The sequence below is a fragment of the Amycolatopsis sp. CB00013 genome, from assembly GCF_001905755.1.
GTDB lineage: Bacteria > Actinomycetota > Actinomycetes > Mycobacteriales > Pseudonocardiaceae > Amycolatopsis > Amycolatopsis japonica.
Map to the genome: position 1 here is coordinate 148,495 of NZ_LIWC01000001.1, position 16,205 is coordinate 164,699.

At 71.7% G+C, this 16,205-nt stretch carries 6 protein-coding genes; 4 read left to right on the forward strand and 2 right to left on the reverse strand.

The genetic code is table 11. From position 1 onward, the window contains the following. Positions 1-26 precede the first annotated feature (26 nt). Positions 27-827 (reverse strand): SAM-dependent methyltransferase, encoded by an 801-nt coding sequence (locus AMK34_RS00685; RefSeq protein ID WP_073842291.1) that lies wholly within the window; start codon positions 825-827, stop codon positions 27-29. 248 nt (positions 828-1,075) lie between these two features. On the opposite strand from AMK34_RS00685, the gene AMK34_RS00690 reads away from it, so the two are divergent. Beyond that, positions 1,076-1,855: a S1 family peptidase gene (locus AMK34_RS00690; RefSeq protein ID WP_083649695.1), complete on the forward strand. Its 780-nt coding sequence runs from the start codon at positions 1,076-1,078 to the stop codon at positions 1,853-1,855. A gap of 52 nt (positions 1,856-1,907) precedes the next feature. On the opposite strand, the gene AMK34_RS00695 is transcribed toward AMK34_RS00690, so the two are convergent. Further along, positions 1,908-2,885: a hypothetical protein gene (locus tag AMK34_RS00695; protein WP_038515037.1), complete on the reverse strand. Its 978-nt coding sequence runs from the start codon at positions 2,883-2,885 to the stop codon at positions 1,908-1,910. Positions 2,886-3,764: 879 nt separating this feature from the next. Here AMK34_RS00695 and AMK34_RS00700 point away from each other — a divergent pair. Genes AMK34_RS00700 through AMK34_RS00710 form a run of 3 tightly spaced genes read left to right on the forward strand, consistent with a single transcriptional unit; the run spans position 3,765 to position 15,935 of the window. After that, on the forward strand, positions 3,765-7,160 hold the full coding sequence (locus AMK34_RS00700; RefSeq protein ID WP_241832648.1) for a beta-ketoacyl synthase N-terminal-like domain-containing protein: 3,396 nt from the start codon (positions 3,765-3,767) through the stop codon (positions 7,158-7,160). Then, positions 7,157-10,609, forward strand: coding sequence for a non-ribosomal peptide synthetase (locus AMK34_RS00705; RefSeq protein ID WP_073842293.1), 3,453 nt, complete (start codon positions 7,157-7,159; stop codon positions 10,607-10,609). The genes AMK34_RS00700 and AMK34_RS00705 overlap by 4 nt, the downstream gene beginning before the upstream one ends. Positions 10,610-10,622: 13 nt before the next feature. After that, positions 10,623-15,935, forward strand: a complete 5,313-nt coding sequence (locus AMK34_RS00710) for a type I polyketide synthase (protein WP_073844467.1) — start codon at positions 10,623-10,625, stop codon at positions 15,933-15,935. Positions 15,936-16,205 lie beyond the last annotated feature (270 nt).

Below are 16,205 nucleotides of genomic sequence, written 5' to 3' on the forward strand. Positions count from 1 at the left end.
CCCGGAGGAGCGGCGGGGTCGGACGCTCAGGCTTTGCGTCCGACCCCGGCGTAGACGTCGTCCGGCTCGACGTCGCGGAGGCCCGGTTCCGCATGCCACAGCGGCGCGCTCACGACACCGGGTTCGACCAGGTCCAGCCCGTCGAAGAGGGCGGTGACCTCTGCGTAGGGGCGGAAATACATGGGGTCTCGGCTGTTCTTCATCGCCTCGGTGACCGCCGCCATCGCCTCGGGCGCGTGATCGGCGGTCAGATGCGACAGCGCGACCAGGCTGCCGCTCGGCAGCGTTTCGCGGTAGCGGGCGACGATCTCGGCGGGGCGCAGACTGTCCGGGATGAAATGGAAGACGGCCACCATGAGCAGCCCGATCGGCCGGTCGAAGTCCAGCATCCCTTGCGTCGCGGCGGAATTCAGCACATCCTCGGGTCGGCAGAGGTCCGCCTCGACGACGGTGGCGTTCGGGTTCCCGTCGAGGATCAGGCGGCTGTGGGCGACGGCGACCTTGTCGTAGTCGACGTAGACCACCTTGCAGCCGGGGTCCATGTCCTGCGCGATCTCGTGCACGTTGCCGACGGTCGGGATCCCCGAGCCCAGATCGAGGAACTGGGTGATGCCCTGGCCGACCATGTACCGCACGGCACGGCGGAGGAACGCCCGGTTGGACGCGGCGACCCGGCGTCCGGACGGCAGGACGGCCACGACCTTCTCCCCGACGGCGCGGTCGGCGTCGAAGTTGTGGCTGCCGCCGAGCAGCCAGTCGTAGACCCGGGCCGCACTGGGCAAGCGGACGTCGACACCCTCTGGAACCCGTTCACTCTGCACGGACACCCCACACCTCACACCGCATCGGCCGACGGAACCCCTTCGTCCCCAGCACCGTACCGACTCCGATGCCCGTGACAAGCCGGTTACGGCCGAAGGAGCGGACGCCGACCGGACACCCATCGTGTGGCGCGGTCACGCTGGGTCGGCCATTCGGCCGATGTCGACCCGGCCGATGAGCCGATCCAGTCATGATCTTCGCCCCATAGTGTGACGACTGTCAGTAATTCGTCGTCTACGGGGAGATCACGATAATGCTTCGCAAAACAGGGGTACTGGCGGTCGGACTGGCCGCGGCGGGAGCGATGCTGATCCCGGGGGTCGCCTCGGCGGCCGGCGGGCCGACGCCCTTCGTCATCGGCGGGCACGACGCGACCGAGGACTACTCGTTCATGGTGTCGCTGCAGCAGGGCGGCAACCATTTCTGCGGTGGTTCGCTGATCAGTGAGAACTGGGTGGTGACCGCGGCGCATTGCGTGAAGGGGGCGCAGCCGGGGGAGATCAGGACCAGGATCGGGGCGCGGCAGCACAACAGCGGAGGCACCGAGACCGGCGTCAGCCGGATCATCGTGCACCCGGACTTCGTCGGGCAGAACCCGCCGGGTGGGGACATCGCGTTGGTGCGGTTGGACAAACCGGTGACCGAAAAACCGATCAAGATCGCCGAGGCGGTGGGCGACGCGGGGACGGCGACCCGGATCCTCGGCTGGGGTGAGCACTGCGCCGACCAGACCTGCGGGGCACCGGAGATCCTCCAGGAGCTGGACACCAAGGTCAGGCCGGCGGAGGAGTGCCGCAATCTGGCCACGGGCAAGGAGATCTGCACCGGTTCCGACACGCCGGACGCGATGGGCTGCTACGGCGACTCGGGCGGGCCGCAGATCAAGGGCAGGCCGGGCGAGTGGGAACTGGTGGGTGCCACCAGCCGCGACGGCGACGCGGACCCGAAATGCGCCAGCGGCCTGGGCATCTGGACCGACGTGACGGTTTACCGGGACTGGATCGCCGAGCAGCAGGCGAGCAGCGTGGCGTGACGAACGGGCGAGGACGGTGTTGAGACCGTCCTCGCCCGCTCACCGCGATCTGTCATCGGGGCGCGAGTTGCTCCAAAGAGGACAGTGGCGCCTTGTGCAGGTTCGAGATGATGTTCCTCGGCTTGTCCGCGGCCTTGCTGTAGTAGTGCGCGCCGGACTCGAACGCCAGGTAGACGTTGCTGCCGTAGACCGTCAGCCCCTCGGACATGCTCGGCGCGCGGAAGCAGTGCTTCTTGGCCGTGTCCAGGTCCTTGTCGCCGGCGCCGCGCCGGACGACGTAGATGTTGCTGCGGTTGTTCCTGCCATGCGAGGTGCTGTAGATGAACAGGTCCTTGGTGACGATGAGACCCTGCGTCTTCGTCGGCACCTCCCACGACCCCGGCCGGTAGCCCAGTTTGCCGTCGGCCCCGACGGTGTACGAGTGCATCAGGCCGCGCTTGGCGTCTTCGAATTTGCCTGCCCACAAGGTGTTGGTCGGGCCGTGGCTGGTGAGGAACGAGGATGCGTAGACGGTCTGCGCCTTTCCCTCCTGCTCGATGGGCAGCGACTTCTTGATCGCGTTCTTGAGCTTCGCCAGCGAGTACTTGCGGATCGTGTCGCCCTTGCCCGACACGAACGCCCAGCCCTGCTTCTCGAACACGGCGATCCCGCCGACGTGCGAGTACGCGAGCAGCGCCTGGCCGACCTGCTTGCCGGTCTTGGCGTCGATGCCGATGATGATCGCGCTGCGGTGACCCGACTCGTACGAGGTGACCAGGATCAGGTCGTTCGACCCGTCCCAGTTCGACCAGGTCGCCGTGCCCTGCGGGATGTTGGTCTCCAACGCGGGGATGGGGTGACTCTTGCTGAAGCGGTTGTCGTAGGCGTAGGAGGCGGATTCCCCACGGTAGAAGGGCCCGTCCTTACCGCTGGACTTCGAGTCACAGGTGATGGCCGCGGCCTCAGCGGAGGCGGTGCCCACCACGGTGAGGCCGAGCAGCAGGGTGCTCGCCGCGGCGGTGATCGTCGCCTTCTTGAGTAGCGTCTTCATTCAGTCCCTTGTAGTCGTTGTGCGTCCAGTTCTCAACTGGGACTCGCGGGAGGCGCGGGCGGTTCCATCGCCGCGTCTGCAGGCGGTCGAGTGTCCACAAAAGACATGCTCTGGCGAGCGAATCTGGCATCGAAGGCCTCCTGCCTGGTCTTCGCGGGTTTCCGCGTGTCGAACGTGTCGCGAAAGCCACTTTCGAGACATCTGGCGTCGCGAAAGTGGCTTTCGCGACGCAGGCGCCGGCGGCGAGGTGGCCGGGGCGGGTGAGTGACCGGGGTGAAGGCTCCCTTCACCGCATTAGACGCGGTGAAGGGAGCCTTCACCCCATCGTCGACCCGTCCGCGACCACGCCATGTCTGCCTTGCTTGCGCAAAAATGCGCAAAACGGACACCTTGACCTGGCTTCGCGGGGAAGGGTGGGCGAGCGCTCTCGGGTGGGTGCAACGTCGCGGCAGGCGTAAGTCTGTCCCGCGCGATCATGAATGCTATTTCTGAATCGATTGTGGAAAATTGTCCACTTTGTTTTGGTGAATGCATTCCGCGGCACGGTGTCGGTTAATATCCGACACATTACCGAACGTAGTCGACCGAGTGTCGATGGTGGCCGAAGGATGGGCCGTGAAGATCGTCAAGGTCGCCGATTGAGCTGGAAGACGCGGCTAGCTGCGTCTTGTGGTCCAAGATCAGTGCGCCATTCGGCCCAAATCGGCGGAAATCGTATTCCTCGTCGCGGCGGATCGTCTTAACCTTGCGTAATTCTTCACCTGCATGGTCACTGGGGAGCAAGATGAAGTCCACGCCGTTGTTGTCGTGCGCCCGAAAAGCCTCGGAGCGACTGCTCGACGCCCGATGAGAGAAGCCGGCTGCGTCAGCCGATTCGATGTGCACGCCCGGAAATCGCCCGACCGGGTCGCGGTTTTCGAGCACGGCGCCGGGCTCACCTACGCCCGGCTCGCCGGGCTCGCGGGCGGCCGCGCGCTGCGGTTGCGCGACGCCGGTGTCCGGCAGGGGGAGCGGGTCGGGCTCGTCACCGGGCACGGCAGCGCCGCGATCGCGGCGATCCTCGGCACCCTCGCCGCGGGCTGCACCTACGTCCCGCTGGACCCGACCTTTCCCCGGGAACGTCTCGAGTACCAGCTCGCGGCCGCGCGGGTGACCGCCGTGCTCGCGGATCCCGAGTACGTCGAGCTCGCGGAGTCCTTGTGCCGCACCGGATCCGCGCGGCTCGTGCGCTCCGGCATCGAGACCGCGCCGCTCCCGGTACCCGAAACCGATCCGGACAGCCCGGCGTACGTGCTGTTCACCTCCGGGTCCACCGGCAGGCCGAAGGCCGTCGCGCAGACCCACCGCAATCTCCTGCACGTCGTCGACAACCAGATCGCCGCGCTCGGTATCACCGCGGCCGACCGGCTCAGCCTGCTCGCGTCGTTCGGCTTCGACGCGGCGATCCCGGACCTGTACCCCGCCCTGCTCACCGGCGCCGCGCTCGTGCCGGTCGACCTGCGCGCGCACGGTCTCGCCCACGCCGCACGCGAGCTGGCCAGGCATGAGGTGACCGTCTACCACTCGACGCCGACGGTCTACCGGCACCTGCTCGACGTCCTCGGCGAGACCGGCCTCCCGTCCGTGCGGACCGTGCTGCTCGGCGGCGAGCAGGCGACCCACGCCGATGTCCGCCGCGGCCGGTTCGCGCCGGACTGCGTGTTCGTCAACGGTTACGGCGCCACCGAGGTGACTTTCGCGGCGCACTACCGGACGACCGCAGCCGAGCTGGGCCCGGACGCCGACGGGCCACTGCCGATCGGGCGTGCGCTGCCCGGCTTCACGCTCACCGTGCTGGACAGCGGTGAACTCGAAGTGCGCGGGCGGCACCTCGTCGAGGGCTACCTCGACCAGCCGAGCCCGGCGTTCGGGGTGACGGCCGACGGCGTCCGCCGCTACCGGACCGGTGACCTCGGGCGGCTGCTGCCGGACGGGAACCTCGTCTGCCTCGGCAGGCTCGACCGGCAGGTCAAGGTCCGCGGTTTCCGGGTGGAGCTGACCGAGATCGAGGCCCGCCTCGCCGAACAGCCCGGCGTGGCCGAGGCCCGCGCGATCGTGCGCGACGGCGACCTGCTCGCCTACGTGACCGCGGACGGCCCGCGTCCGGACGGCCGGACGCTGCGGGCGGCGCTGGCCGACGTCCTGCCCGGCTACTCGGTCCCCGCCGCCGTCGCGGTGCTGGACGGTTTTCCGCTGACCGTCACCGGGAAACTCGACGAACTGGCGCTGCCGGACCCGCGGGCGGCCGCGACCGTCCCGGACGAGCGGCTGACCCCGGACGAGGAACGCGTGCACCGGATCTGGTGCGCCGTCCTGGGCCGTGACCGGGTCGGGCGCAGCGAGGCGTTCTTCGACGCCGGCGGCGACTCGCTGCGGCTCGGCCGCGTGCAGGCGGGGCTGGCCGGCGAATTCGGCGTGGACGTCCCGCTTCTCGCGCTGTTCGAGCGTACGACGATCGCCGGACAGGCAGCCTGGTTCACGGAGTCCACTTCGGACACTCTGCCGCCGGTCACCGCGGAGGAGCAGACCGGGGATCTCATCGCCGTCGTCGGGCTGGCCTGCCGGTTCCCGGGCGCGCCGGACGCCGCGTCGTTCTGGTGGAACCTTTGCGCGGGCGTCGACTCGATCCACGACTACACCGACGACGAGTTGGCGGCGCTGGGCATCGGACCGAGCCTGCGCGCCGACCCGGCGTACGTGCGGGCGGGCGGACGGATCGAGGGTGTCGAAGACTTCGACGCCGGTTTCTTCGGATTCACCGCCGACGAAGCCGCACGGACCGACCCGCAGCACCGGCTGTTCCTCGAAACGGCCTGGCAGGCGCTGGAGGACGCGGGCCGCGACCCCGCCGCCGAGACCGGGCCGGTCGGGGTGTTCACGAGCACCTCGGTGAACCGCTACTTCCTGTTCCACCTGTTCGGCAACCCGGCGGTGACCGGCGACGTCGACCCGGACGACTGGGAGGGGCGGCTGCCCGGCCGTCAGCTCACCGACCACCTGCCCGGCCAGGTCGCCTACCGGCTCGGGCTGACCGGGCCTGCGGTGGCCGTGCAGAGCGCGTGCTCCAGTTCGCTCGCGGCGGTGGCGCTGGCCGCGCAGAGCCTCCTCGACTACCGGTGCGACGTCGCGCTGGCCGGCGGGGCGAGCGTGACGTGGCCGCGCTATCGCAGCGGCGGGCTCGTGTCGCCGGACGGCCGGTGCCGCGCGTTCGACGTCGCCGCGGCGGGTGCCGGATTCGGCTCGGGTGCCGGGGCCGTCGTGCTGCGGCGGCTGGCGGACGCGGTCGCCGACCGCGACCACATCTACGCCGTGCTGCCCGGCTGGGCGATCACGAACGACGGCGCGGACCGTGCGGGTTACGCCGTGCCGGGACCGGCCGGGCAGGCGGCCGCGGTGGCCGAGGCGCTGGCCCTCGCGGACGTCGCGCCGGACGAGGTCGCGCTGCTCGAAGCCCACGGCAGTGGCACTCCGCTGGGCGATGCGATCGAGGTGGCCGCGCTCAACCGCGTCTACCGGGACGTGTCGCCGGAAACGTGTGCGCTGGGTTCGGTGAAGACGAACATCGGGCACCTCGACGCGGCGTCCGGTATCGCCGGGCTGATCAAGGCCGTGTTGTCCGTGCGGCACGGTGTCATCCCGCCGAACCTGCACTTCACGGCCCCGCATCCGGAGGTCGATCTGGCGGGCGGCCCCTGGTACGTCCCGGCGAAGGCCGCCGACTGGCCCGACCGTGAGCGGCGGGTGGCCGGGGTCAGCTCGTTCGGCATGGGCGGCACGAACGTGCACGTGATCGTGGAGGAGGCCCCCGCCGGGCAACCACGGGCGGAGGCGAGCGGTCCGTTCGTCCTGCCGGTGTCCGCGCGTGACGCGAAGGCGTTGCGTGAGGCGGTTTCCCGGCTGCGCGACCGGCTCTCCGCGGACGCGCCGGACCTCGGGGACACGGCGTACACGCTTTCGGTCCGCCGGGCGTTCGCATGCCGGGCCGCCGTGGTGGCGGATTCGGTCGAGTCGGCGGTCGCCGCGCTCGACGCGGTGCTGGCGAACGGAACCGACGTCGAAGGCCCCGCCGGGGCAGAGCGGGACCTGGCCGTTCAGTGGGCCGGGGGCGGCGACGTCGAGTGGGCGGCGGACGGCGATCCCGGCCGCGTCCCCTTGCCGGGTTATCCGTTCCAGCGGGAGCGGCACTGGATCGACCCACCGCGTCAGCACACAACCGACCAGGAGACCCCTCGGTGACCGACACCTTGCCCGTCGTGGGTGGCCACGGCCCGCCACTGTCCTATCCGGACACCACGCTCACCGGGCTGATCCTCGCCCAGGCCGCGCGCAGCCCCGACGCCGTCGCCGTCCGGCAAGGGGACGCCCGGCTGACCTACCGCGAACTGGTCGCGTCGGCGACCGGCGTCGCGCGGCTGCTGTGGTCCCGGGGTGCCGGGCCGGGCACCCGCGTCGGCGTCTGCGCAGACCGGCGCCCGGAGCTGATCTCGACAGTCGTGGGGGTGCTGCTGTCCGGGTCCGCCTACGTACCGCTCGAGCCGGGCGGCCCGAAGGCGCGGCTGGCCGAAATCGCCGCGGACGCCGAGGTCTCCCTCGTCGTCGGTGACCGCGCACGGGCCGAATTCGGTGCCACGGCGGGCATCGAGGCGCTCGACGTGCCCCCGCCCGTCGAGGAACCCGTCGAGTGCCCCGCCGGGCCGGACGACCTCGTCCACCTTCTCTACACCTCCGGCTCCACCGGCCGTCCCAAAGGCGTGCTGACCAGTCACCGCAACGTGGTCGCGTTCGTGACCGGATTCGCCGCCGCCCTCGGGATCCAGCCCGGCGCCCGCGCGCTCGGCATCTCTTCACTCGCCTTCGACGCCTTCACGATGGACGTGTTCGTCCCGCTGACGAACGGCGGATCGGTGCAGCTGACCGGGGTCGCCGACCGGGCGGACCCCGAACGGCTGCGGCGGTTCCTCGTCGAGCACGACGTCGAGTGGGGCTTCGTCACGCCGACACTGCTGTCCATGGTGGACCCCGCGGCCGTCCCCGGCTGGCGTGTCATCGCCTGCGGTGGCGAGCCGGTGCCCGCGGAGCTCGCCGCGCGCTGGCTGCCGGGACGGCGGTTCTTCAACGCCTACGGCCCGACCGAGACCACGGTCGTGGTCGTCACCGACGAGGTCACCGGCATCCCCGCCGACCCGTTGCCGCTCGGCCGCCCGACGCCGAACCACCGGGCGTACGTCGTGGACGCCGAGCTGCGGCCGGTCGCGCCCGGCGAGATCGGCGAGCTGCTCATCGGCGGCCCCGGCCTCGCGCTCGGCTACCTCGGCAGCCCGGAGCTGACCGCCGCGAAGTTCGTCGACGACCCGATCACGCCGGGGGAGCGGCTCTACCGCACCGGAGACCTGGCTCGTGAGCTGCCCGACGGGCGGCTCGAGTTCGCAGGGCGGGCCGACCGTCAGGTGAAGGTTCGCGGCCAGCGGATCGAGCTGGGCGAGGTGGAGGCCGCACTCACGACCCATCCGGACGTCGACGCCGCCGCCGTGACAGCCGTCCCCGGACCGGCGGGCACCCGGCTGGTCGCCTTCGTGGCACCGGCTTCCGCACCGTCCGATGTGGACGAACTCGGCCGTGACCGGCTCACCGCGGCGATGCGGCCCGCCGCGGTCCGGGTGCTCGACCGCCTGCCGGTCAACCCGCTCACCGGCAAGATCGACCGGCCCGCGCTGCGCGGCCTGGCCGAAGCGGAGCTGGCGGGCCAACAGGAACTCGGGCCGCTCGGCACCCCGGCCGAACGCGCGGTCGCGGCCATCTGGCGGCGGGTGCTCGGCGACGGCGCGGGGACGGATTTCCTGGCCTCGGGCGGGAACTCGATCGCCGCGATGCGCCTGGTCGCGGCGCTGCGGACGGAGCTCGCCGCCGACATCGCCACGGAGGACGTCCTGGCCGGGGGCACGCTCGACGAGCTGACCCGGCGGGTCGCGGCCGCGGCGCCACTGACCGGGCCGGGCCTGACCACCGGGCACGCGCCCACGCTGTCCCCACAGCAGCGGCGGATGTGGTTCCTCGACCAGCTCGCCCCGGACGCCGCGCCGTACAACATCGCGATGGCGTTCCGGCTGACCGGCGCGCTGGACGTCGATGCGCTCCGCCACGCCTTGCGCGCGGTCGCCGAGCGGCACGACGTGCTCCGCTGGCGGATCCGCGCCGTCGACGGCGCGCCGGTGGCGGATGGCCTGCCGCCGTCGGACGTTCCGCTGCCGGTGGCGCCGGTGACCGAGGACGGATTGCGGGCCCGGCTGGCCGCCGACGCCGCGACACCGGTGCACCTCGACCGTGAGGCTCCCTGGCGTGTGCGGCTCTACCGGCTCGGCGAGACGGAGCACGTACTCGGCTTCACGCTGCATCACGCGGTGTTCGACGGCTGGTCGCAGGACCTGCTGTGCGCCGACCTGTCGGCGGCTTACCGGGGCGAGCCGCTGCCGCCGCCGGTGGCCTCCTATGCGGACTACGCGGTGTGGCGGGCCGGACGTGACGAACGCCGAGAAGCCGTGGATGTCGCTTGGTGGAAAGAACATCTGGTCGGTGTACCGACCACAGTGGACCTTCCGCGTGACCGGCCACGGCCGGCCGTGCAGACCTACCGGGGCGCGAGTCTGCGTCAGTCCTTTCCGGACGGTGCCGCCGAATCGGTGCGGGCGCTGGCCGCCCGCACCGGCACGACCCGCGCCGGGGTCCTGCTCGCCGCGTTCGGCCAGCTGCTGCGGCGGCTCACCGGCGCGGCCGACCACCTCGTCGCCACGGTCGTCGCGGACCGGCAGCTCGCCGAAAGCCAAGACGTCGCGGGGTTCTTCGTGGACATCGTGCCGGTGCGGCTGCGGGCCGACGACGCCGCGGACTTCACCGCGCACGTCCGCGACGGCGGCGCGGAACTCCTCGCCGCGACCGCGCATCCGGCCGCGCCGGTCGAGCGGCTCGTCGAGGCGCTCGGCGTGCCCCGCGATCCCGCGCACGCGCCGCTCGTGCAGGTGATGTTCAACGTCCTGAACTTCGCCGAGCCGCGGCTCGACCTGCCCGGCGTGGCTTCGGCGTGGCTGCCGGTCGACAAGCCGGGGTCGCCGTTCGACCTCACGGTGTACGTCCACGACGACGGCGTCGAACTGCTGTACAACCCGGATCTGTTCGACCACACCAGGATGGCCGGCCTCGCCGAGGATTACGTCGCCCTGCTCGGCGCGCTGGCCGCGGCGCCGGACGCGCCGGTCGGGACGAGTGTGCCGGAACTGCCGAGGGCGGGTGTCCGCACCGCCGCTCCGGCCGCGACGACCCGCGTCCGGGCACGGCCGCCGTCGGTCGCCGCGGACCCGGCGGTGCTCGCCGCGACCGAGGCCGTGATCGCTCGGGCCTGGTGCGACGTCCTCGGCGTCGCCGAAGTCGGGCACACCGACAACTTCTTCGACGTGGGCGGGCATTCGCTCGCCCTCGCCAAGGTGCACGCCCAGGTCACCGCCCGGCTCGCCCGCCGGATCCCGATGGTCGACCTGTTCACCCATCCCACCGTCCGCGCCCTCGCCGCGCACCTGCACTCCGATGGCGCCGCCAGCCCGGAATTGGCTCGTGCCGCCGAACGCGTCGCCGCCCGCCGCGGCCGCACCCAGACCAGAAGACCCCGTCGCACCGCCGGCCCGGCCGGCCCCTGATAGGAGCACCACCGTGACCCACCTCCCCGAAACCGGCACCGGCGATCCCGGAGCCGAACCCATCGCGATCGTCGGACTCGACGTGCGCGTGCCCGGCGCGCGCGACGCGCGGCAGTTCTGGCGCAACCTCGTCGACGGCGTCGAGTCGATCGTGCCCGCCACCCGCGAGGAGATGATCGCCCGCGGCGCCGCACCGGACACAGTGGACGATCCGAGCTGGGTGAACGCCACCGCCGTGGTCGACGGCTTCGACGAGTTCGACGCGGAACTGTTCGGCATGACCAGCCGTGAAGCCGAGATCACCGACCCGCAGCACCGGCTGTTCCTCCAGTCGTGCCACGCCGCGCTGACCGACGCGGGCTACGACCCCGCCCGCTTCGACGGCGCGATCGGCGTCTACGGCGGCTCCGGGGGCACCGGCTACCTGACGGAGAACCTGCTGCGCAACGAGCGGCTCCTCGCCTCTCAGCACGGCGGGATCGGCATTTCGACCGGTAACCAGCCGAGCTACCTGACGACCTCGGTGTCGTACAAGCTCAACCTGCGAGGCCCGAGCCTCGCGGTGTTCACCGCCTGCTCGACGTCCCTGGTCGCGGTGCACCTCGCCTGCGAGGCGCTGCGCAACGGCGAGTGCGACATGGCACTGGCCGGCGGGGTCAACGTGGAGATGCCGCACGGTGTCGGCTACATGGGCGTCGACGGCTTCACCTCGCCGGACGGCCACGTGCGCGCGTTCGACGCGGACGCCAACGGCACGGTCTGGAGCAGTGGCGTCGGGGTCGTGCTGGTGAAGCGGCTGTCGCAGGCGATCGAGGACGGCGACCATATCCGGGGTGTCGTGCTGGGCAACGCGATCAACAACGACGGCGCCACCAAGGTCGGTTTCTCCGCGCCCAGCGTGTCCGGGCAGACGGAAGCGGTCGCACAGGCCGTCGGCATGGCCGGGGTCGATCCGCGCACCATCGGCTACGTCGAGGCGCACGGCACCGGCACCGCGCTGGGCGACCCGATCGAGATCACCGCACTGTCCACTGTGTACGGAAATGGGATCGCGGACACCGGCTGGTGCGCGATCGGCTCGGTGAAGTCCAACATCGGCCACCTTTCGCAGGCGGCGGGCGTGGTCTCGCTGATCAAGGCCGTACTCGTCATGGAACACGGCCTGATCCCGCCGACCATCAACTACCACGAACCCAACCCCGGTATCGACTTCCCGGCGAGCCCGTTCTATCCGGCCCGCGAAGTGACGAAGTGGGAGGCGGACCGGGTGCCGCGGCGGGCGGGCGTCAGCTCGTTCGGCGTCGGCGGCACCAACGCGCACGTCGTGCTGGAGGAGGCGCCGAGCCCCCAGCGGTCCCGGACGCCGCATCCCGCGCATCTGCTGCGGATTTCGGCCAACACCACGGAAGCGCTCTCGGCCGCGGTCGACCAGCTCGCCGAGCGGCTTGCCGGGGACATCGACCTCGACCTCGCCGATGTGGCGTACACCCTGGCCGCCGGGCGCACGGAGTACCCGCACCGTGCAGTCGTCGTCGCCCGTGACCCGGAGGACGCGGTCGACGGGCTGCGCGACTCCCGGCGCCTCGTCTCCGCACAAGCCGGGGAGACGAACGTCGCGTTCCTCTTCCCCGGGCAGGGTTCCCAGTACGCCGGGATGGGCGCCGAACTGTACGACGCCGAGCCGGTGTTCGCCGCGGCCGTCGACGAATGCCTGCGGCTGCTCGAAACCGAGCTGCCGGAGCTCCGCGACCTGATCTTCCGGCCCGGTGGCGAGCAGGCGCTGCGGGAAACCCGCGTGACCCAGCCCGCGCTGTTCGTCGTCGAGTACGCGCTTGCGAAACTGTGGCAGAGCTGGGGAGTGCGGCCCGCGGCGATGATCGGCCACTCGGTCGGCGAGTACGTCGCCGCCACCGTCGCCGGGGTCTTCACCCTGCCGGACGCGCTGAACCTGGTCGCCACGCGCGGCCGCCTGATGCAGTCGATGCCCGCCGGGGCGATGCTGGCCGTCCAGCTCGACGAGGAGAGCGTCGCCTCACGGCTGCCGGACACGCTCGCGATCGCCGGCGTGAACGGACCGGGCACGTGCGTCGTCGCGGGGCCGTCGGACGCGGTCGCGGATTTCGCGGCGACGCTCAAGTCCAGCGGCGTGCAGTGCCGCGAACTGGTGACCTCGCACGCGTTCCACTCGCCGATGATGGATCCGATCCTCGCCGAGTTCACCGCGGCCGTCACCGCCGTCACCCGCGCCGCGCCCGCGCGGCCGTTCCTGTCGAACGTCACCGGTGACTGGATCACCGACGCCCAGGCCACCGACCCCGCCTACTGGGCCTCGCACCTGCGCCAGGCCGTCCGGTTCGGTGACTGCGTCAAGAATCTGTTCGCGCGCGGCGGCCGGTGGGCGCTCGTCGAATGCGGGCCGGGGCATCAGCTGTCCGGGCTGTCCCGCGGCCAGGTTCCCAAGGGGATGCCCGCGCCGCAGCCGAGCCTGCCCGGCCGGACCGAGCGCATCGGCGACGTCGAAACGCTGTACGGCGCGGCCGGTCTCTTGTGGACGAACGGGGTTTCCCTCGAACCGCGGACGTTCGGTGCGCCCGGCAACCGGGTCCCGTTGCCCGGCTACCCGTACGCACGCAAGCGGTACTGGGTCGACCCGGACCCGGCGACGGCCGTCCAGCCCGTGCGGTCGACCGGTCCGTTGCCGTTGTCCGAGTGGTTCGCGGTCCCGGCGTGGCGGCAGGCGGAACCGGAGCTGAGACGCGAGCCGTTCGCGAACGCGCTCGTCTTCGCCGTCGACGACGTCCTGCCCGGTCTGCTGCGCGACGCGGGGGTGGCGGTCACCGAGGTGCGCCCTGGCGACGGCTTCGCCGCGACGGAGACCGGATTCACCGTGCGGCCCGGGGTGCGCGAGGACTACGACGCCCTCGTGGCCGCGCTGTCCACCCGGCCCGAGCGGGTCGTCCACGCCTGGACGCTGGCCGGTGACGAGCGCGGTATGGCCGCCCAGGACCACGGGTTCTTCAGCGTGCTCAACCTTGTTCAGGCGTGGGGCGAGCCGGTGCGGATCGACGTGCTGAGCACCGGCACCGCCGACGTCACCGGCACCGATCTGACCCAGCCCGAGCACGCGACCCTCGCCGGGATCGCGCGGGTGGTGCCGCTGGAGGGGCCGGGCACGGTGGTGCGCCGGATTGACACCGATCGCTTGCAGGACACCATCGCCGAGCTGTTCCGCCCGGCCGACGCGGCTGCCGAGGTCGCGCTGCGGGCCGGTCGTCGCTGGGTGCTGGACTACACCCAGCTCGCTTTGCCCGAGGCCGCCGAACCGGTGCTGCGCGACGGCGGCCGGTACCTGATCACGGGCGGGACCGGCGGGATCGGGATCACGCTCGCCGAGGACCTCGCCCGCCGGGTGCGGGCGAAGCTCGTGCTGCTCACCCGCGCCGGACTGCCGCCGCGGGCGGAGTGGGACGCGCACCTCGCCGCGCAGGGCGGCACCGACCGCGCCGGGCGCGCGATGCTCGCCGTGCGGCGGATGGAGGCCGCGGGCGCGGTGGTGCACGTCGTCGCCGCCGACGTCACCGACGCGGCGCGGCTGCGCGAAGTGCGTGAGCTGGCCGAGCGCGAGTTCGGCGGTCTCGACGGGATCGTGCACGCCGCCGGGCTGCCCGGCGGCGGCGTCGCCGAGGTGAAGGAGCGGGCGGCGGCCGAGGCCGTGCTGGCCCCGAAGATCGCCGGGACACTGGCGCTGGCCGAGGCGTTCGCCGACCTGCCGATGGACTTCGTCGCGCTGTGCTCGTCCATCACCGCGGCGGTGGGCGGCATCGGGCAGGTCGACTACTGCGCCGCCAACAACTTCCTCGATGCCTACGCGCGGGGCGGCCACGGCTGGCGGGCGCGGCTGGTGTCGCACGCCTGGGGTGGCTGGGACGAGGTCGGCATGGCCGCGGAGGTGGCCGCGCCGACGACGATCCGCACCACCCGGTCGCGGGCGCTCGGCCCGGTCGAGCACCCCGTGCTCACCACGCGCACCGAGGACGGCGCGCACGGGCTCGTCTCGGCGGCCACGCACTGGCTGCTCGACGAGCACCGGATCGCCGGGGTGCCGGTGGTCCCGGGCACAGGACACCTGGAGACCGTCCGCGCGGCGGTGGCCGCGGCGCTGCCGAAACCTGGCGACGGACACGTCGTCGAGCTGCGGGACGTCGCGTTCCTGGAGCCCTTCGGCGTCCCGGACGGCTCCACCGCGGAGTACCGCGTGGAGTTCGACGGCGACGAATTCACCGTGACCAGCCACGTCGCCGGCGCGAGCCGGACCCACGTGCGCGGATCCGCCGGATGGGTCCCGGCCGAGCCGGTGTCCACTGTGGACATCGTGGCGGTGACCGGGCGGACCGAGCCGATCGACGACGGGCACGGCTTCGGCACTGGCCGCACCAGCATGGTCACCTTCGGCCCGCGCTGGGCGGCGTTGCGTGAACACCGCATCGGTGCGGAGGAGGAGCTGGCCACGATCACGGCGCCCGAGGCGGCGGCGGGTGACGTCGGCGCTTGGGGGCTGCACCCGGCACTGCTGGACGTCGCGACCGCGTTCGGCCGCGGCCGGGGGAGTGGCACCTACCTGCCGATGAGCTACGGCCGGATCGTCGTGCACGACGTCCTCCCGGCGAGTTTCCGCAGTCACCTGCGCTACCGCGACTCGGGCGGCGACCAGGTGGTGGCGGCCGATCTCTCGCTGTGCGACGAGACCGGCCGAGTACTCGTCACGATCGAGGATTTCGTGCTGCGCCAGGTCGATCAGGACGCCGTCGGCGGTGGCCTGGCTTCTGCGTCCACTGTGGACACCGCGGGCATGTCGACCGGGATCCGGCCGGTGGACGGTGCCGAGGCGTTCGTCCGGGCGCTGGCCCCCGGCCTCGGCGGGCACGTGGTGATCACCACCCTGCCGGTGCGGGAGCTGATCGAACGTCAGGTCGGTGCCGAGGAACTGGAGGAACCCGGCGAGACGGCGGTGGTGGTGTCGGAGGACGACTACGTCGCCCCGCGCACCGAGCTGGAGGCCGAGATCGCCCGGCAGTGGACCGAGCTGCTCGGCGTGGAGAAGATCGGCGTGCACGACGACTTCTTCGCCCTCGGCGGCAACTCGCTGGTCGCCATCCAGCTCATCGCGCAGGTGCGCAAGGCCACCGGCACGCGGCTGGCGATGAAGACGCTGTTCGAAGCGTCCACAGTGGCCACCCTGGCCGAGCGCATCGAGGAACTGCGCGCCGGCAAGGTTGAGGTTCCCGTCGAATCCGCCCGGACCACCATCCCCAAGCTCGAGCGCTGAGAAGTGACTGTCATCGAGGACAAGACGAACGCGGCGTGTCCGGTCGCTCGCGTGCCCACCGGCCCCGGTGTCGCGAAAGCCACTTTCGGGACATCAGACGTCGCGAAAGTGGCTTTCGCGACACTTCCGAACCTCCGTCGCCCACGCCCCTCGGCTCGGCGCGGGCTGATGGGTCGACGGCGTTGTGAAAGCCACTTTCGCAACGTTGAAGGTTGCGGAAGTGGCTTTCACAACATCCGAAGCCGGCACACCGGTGAGCGAGCAGCACAT

Bases quoted from the DNA above. Each gene is read 5' to 3' on its own strand.
- AMK34_RS00690 (WP_083649695.1), top strand. From the start codon at position 1,076: ATGCTTCGCAAAACAGGGGTACTGGCGGTCGGACTGGCCGCGGCGGGA.
- AMK34_RS00695 (WP_038515037.1), bottom strand. From the start codon at position 2,885: ATGAAGACGCTACTCAAGAAGGCGACGATCACCGCCGCGGCGAGCACC.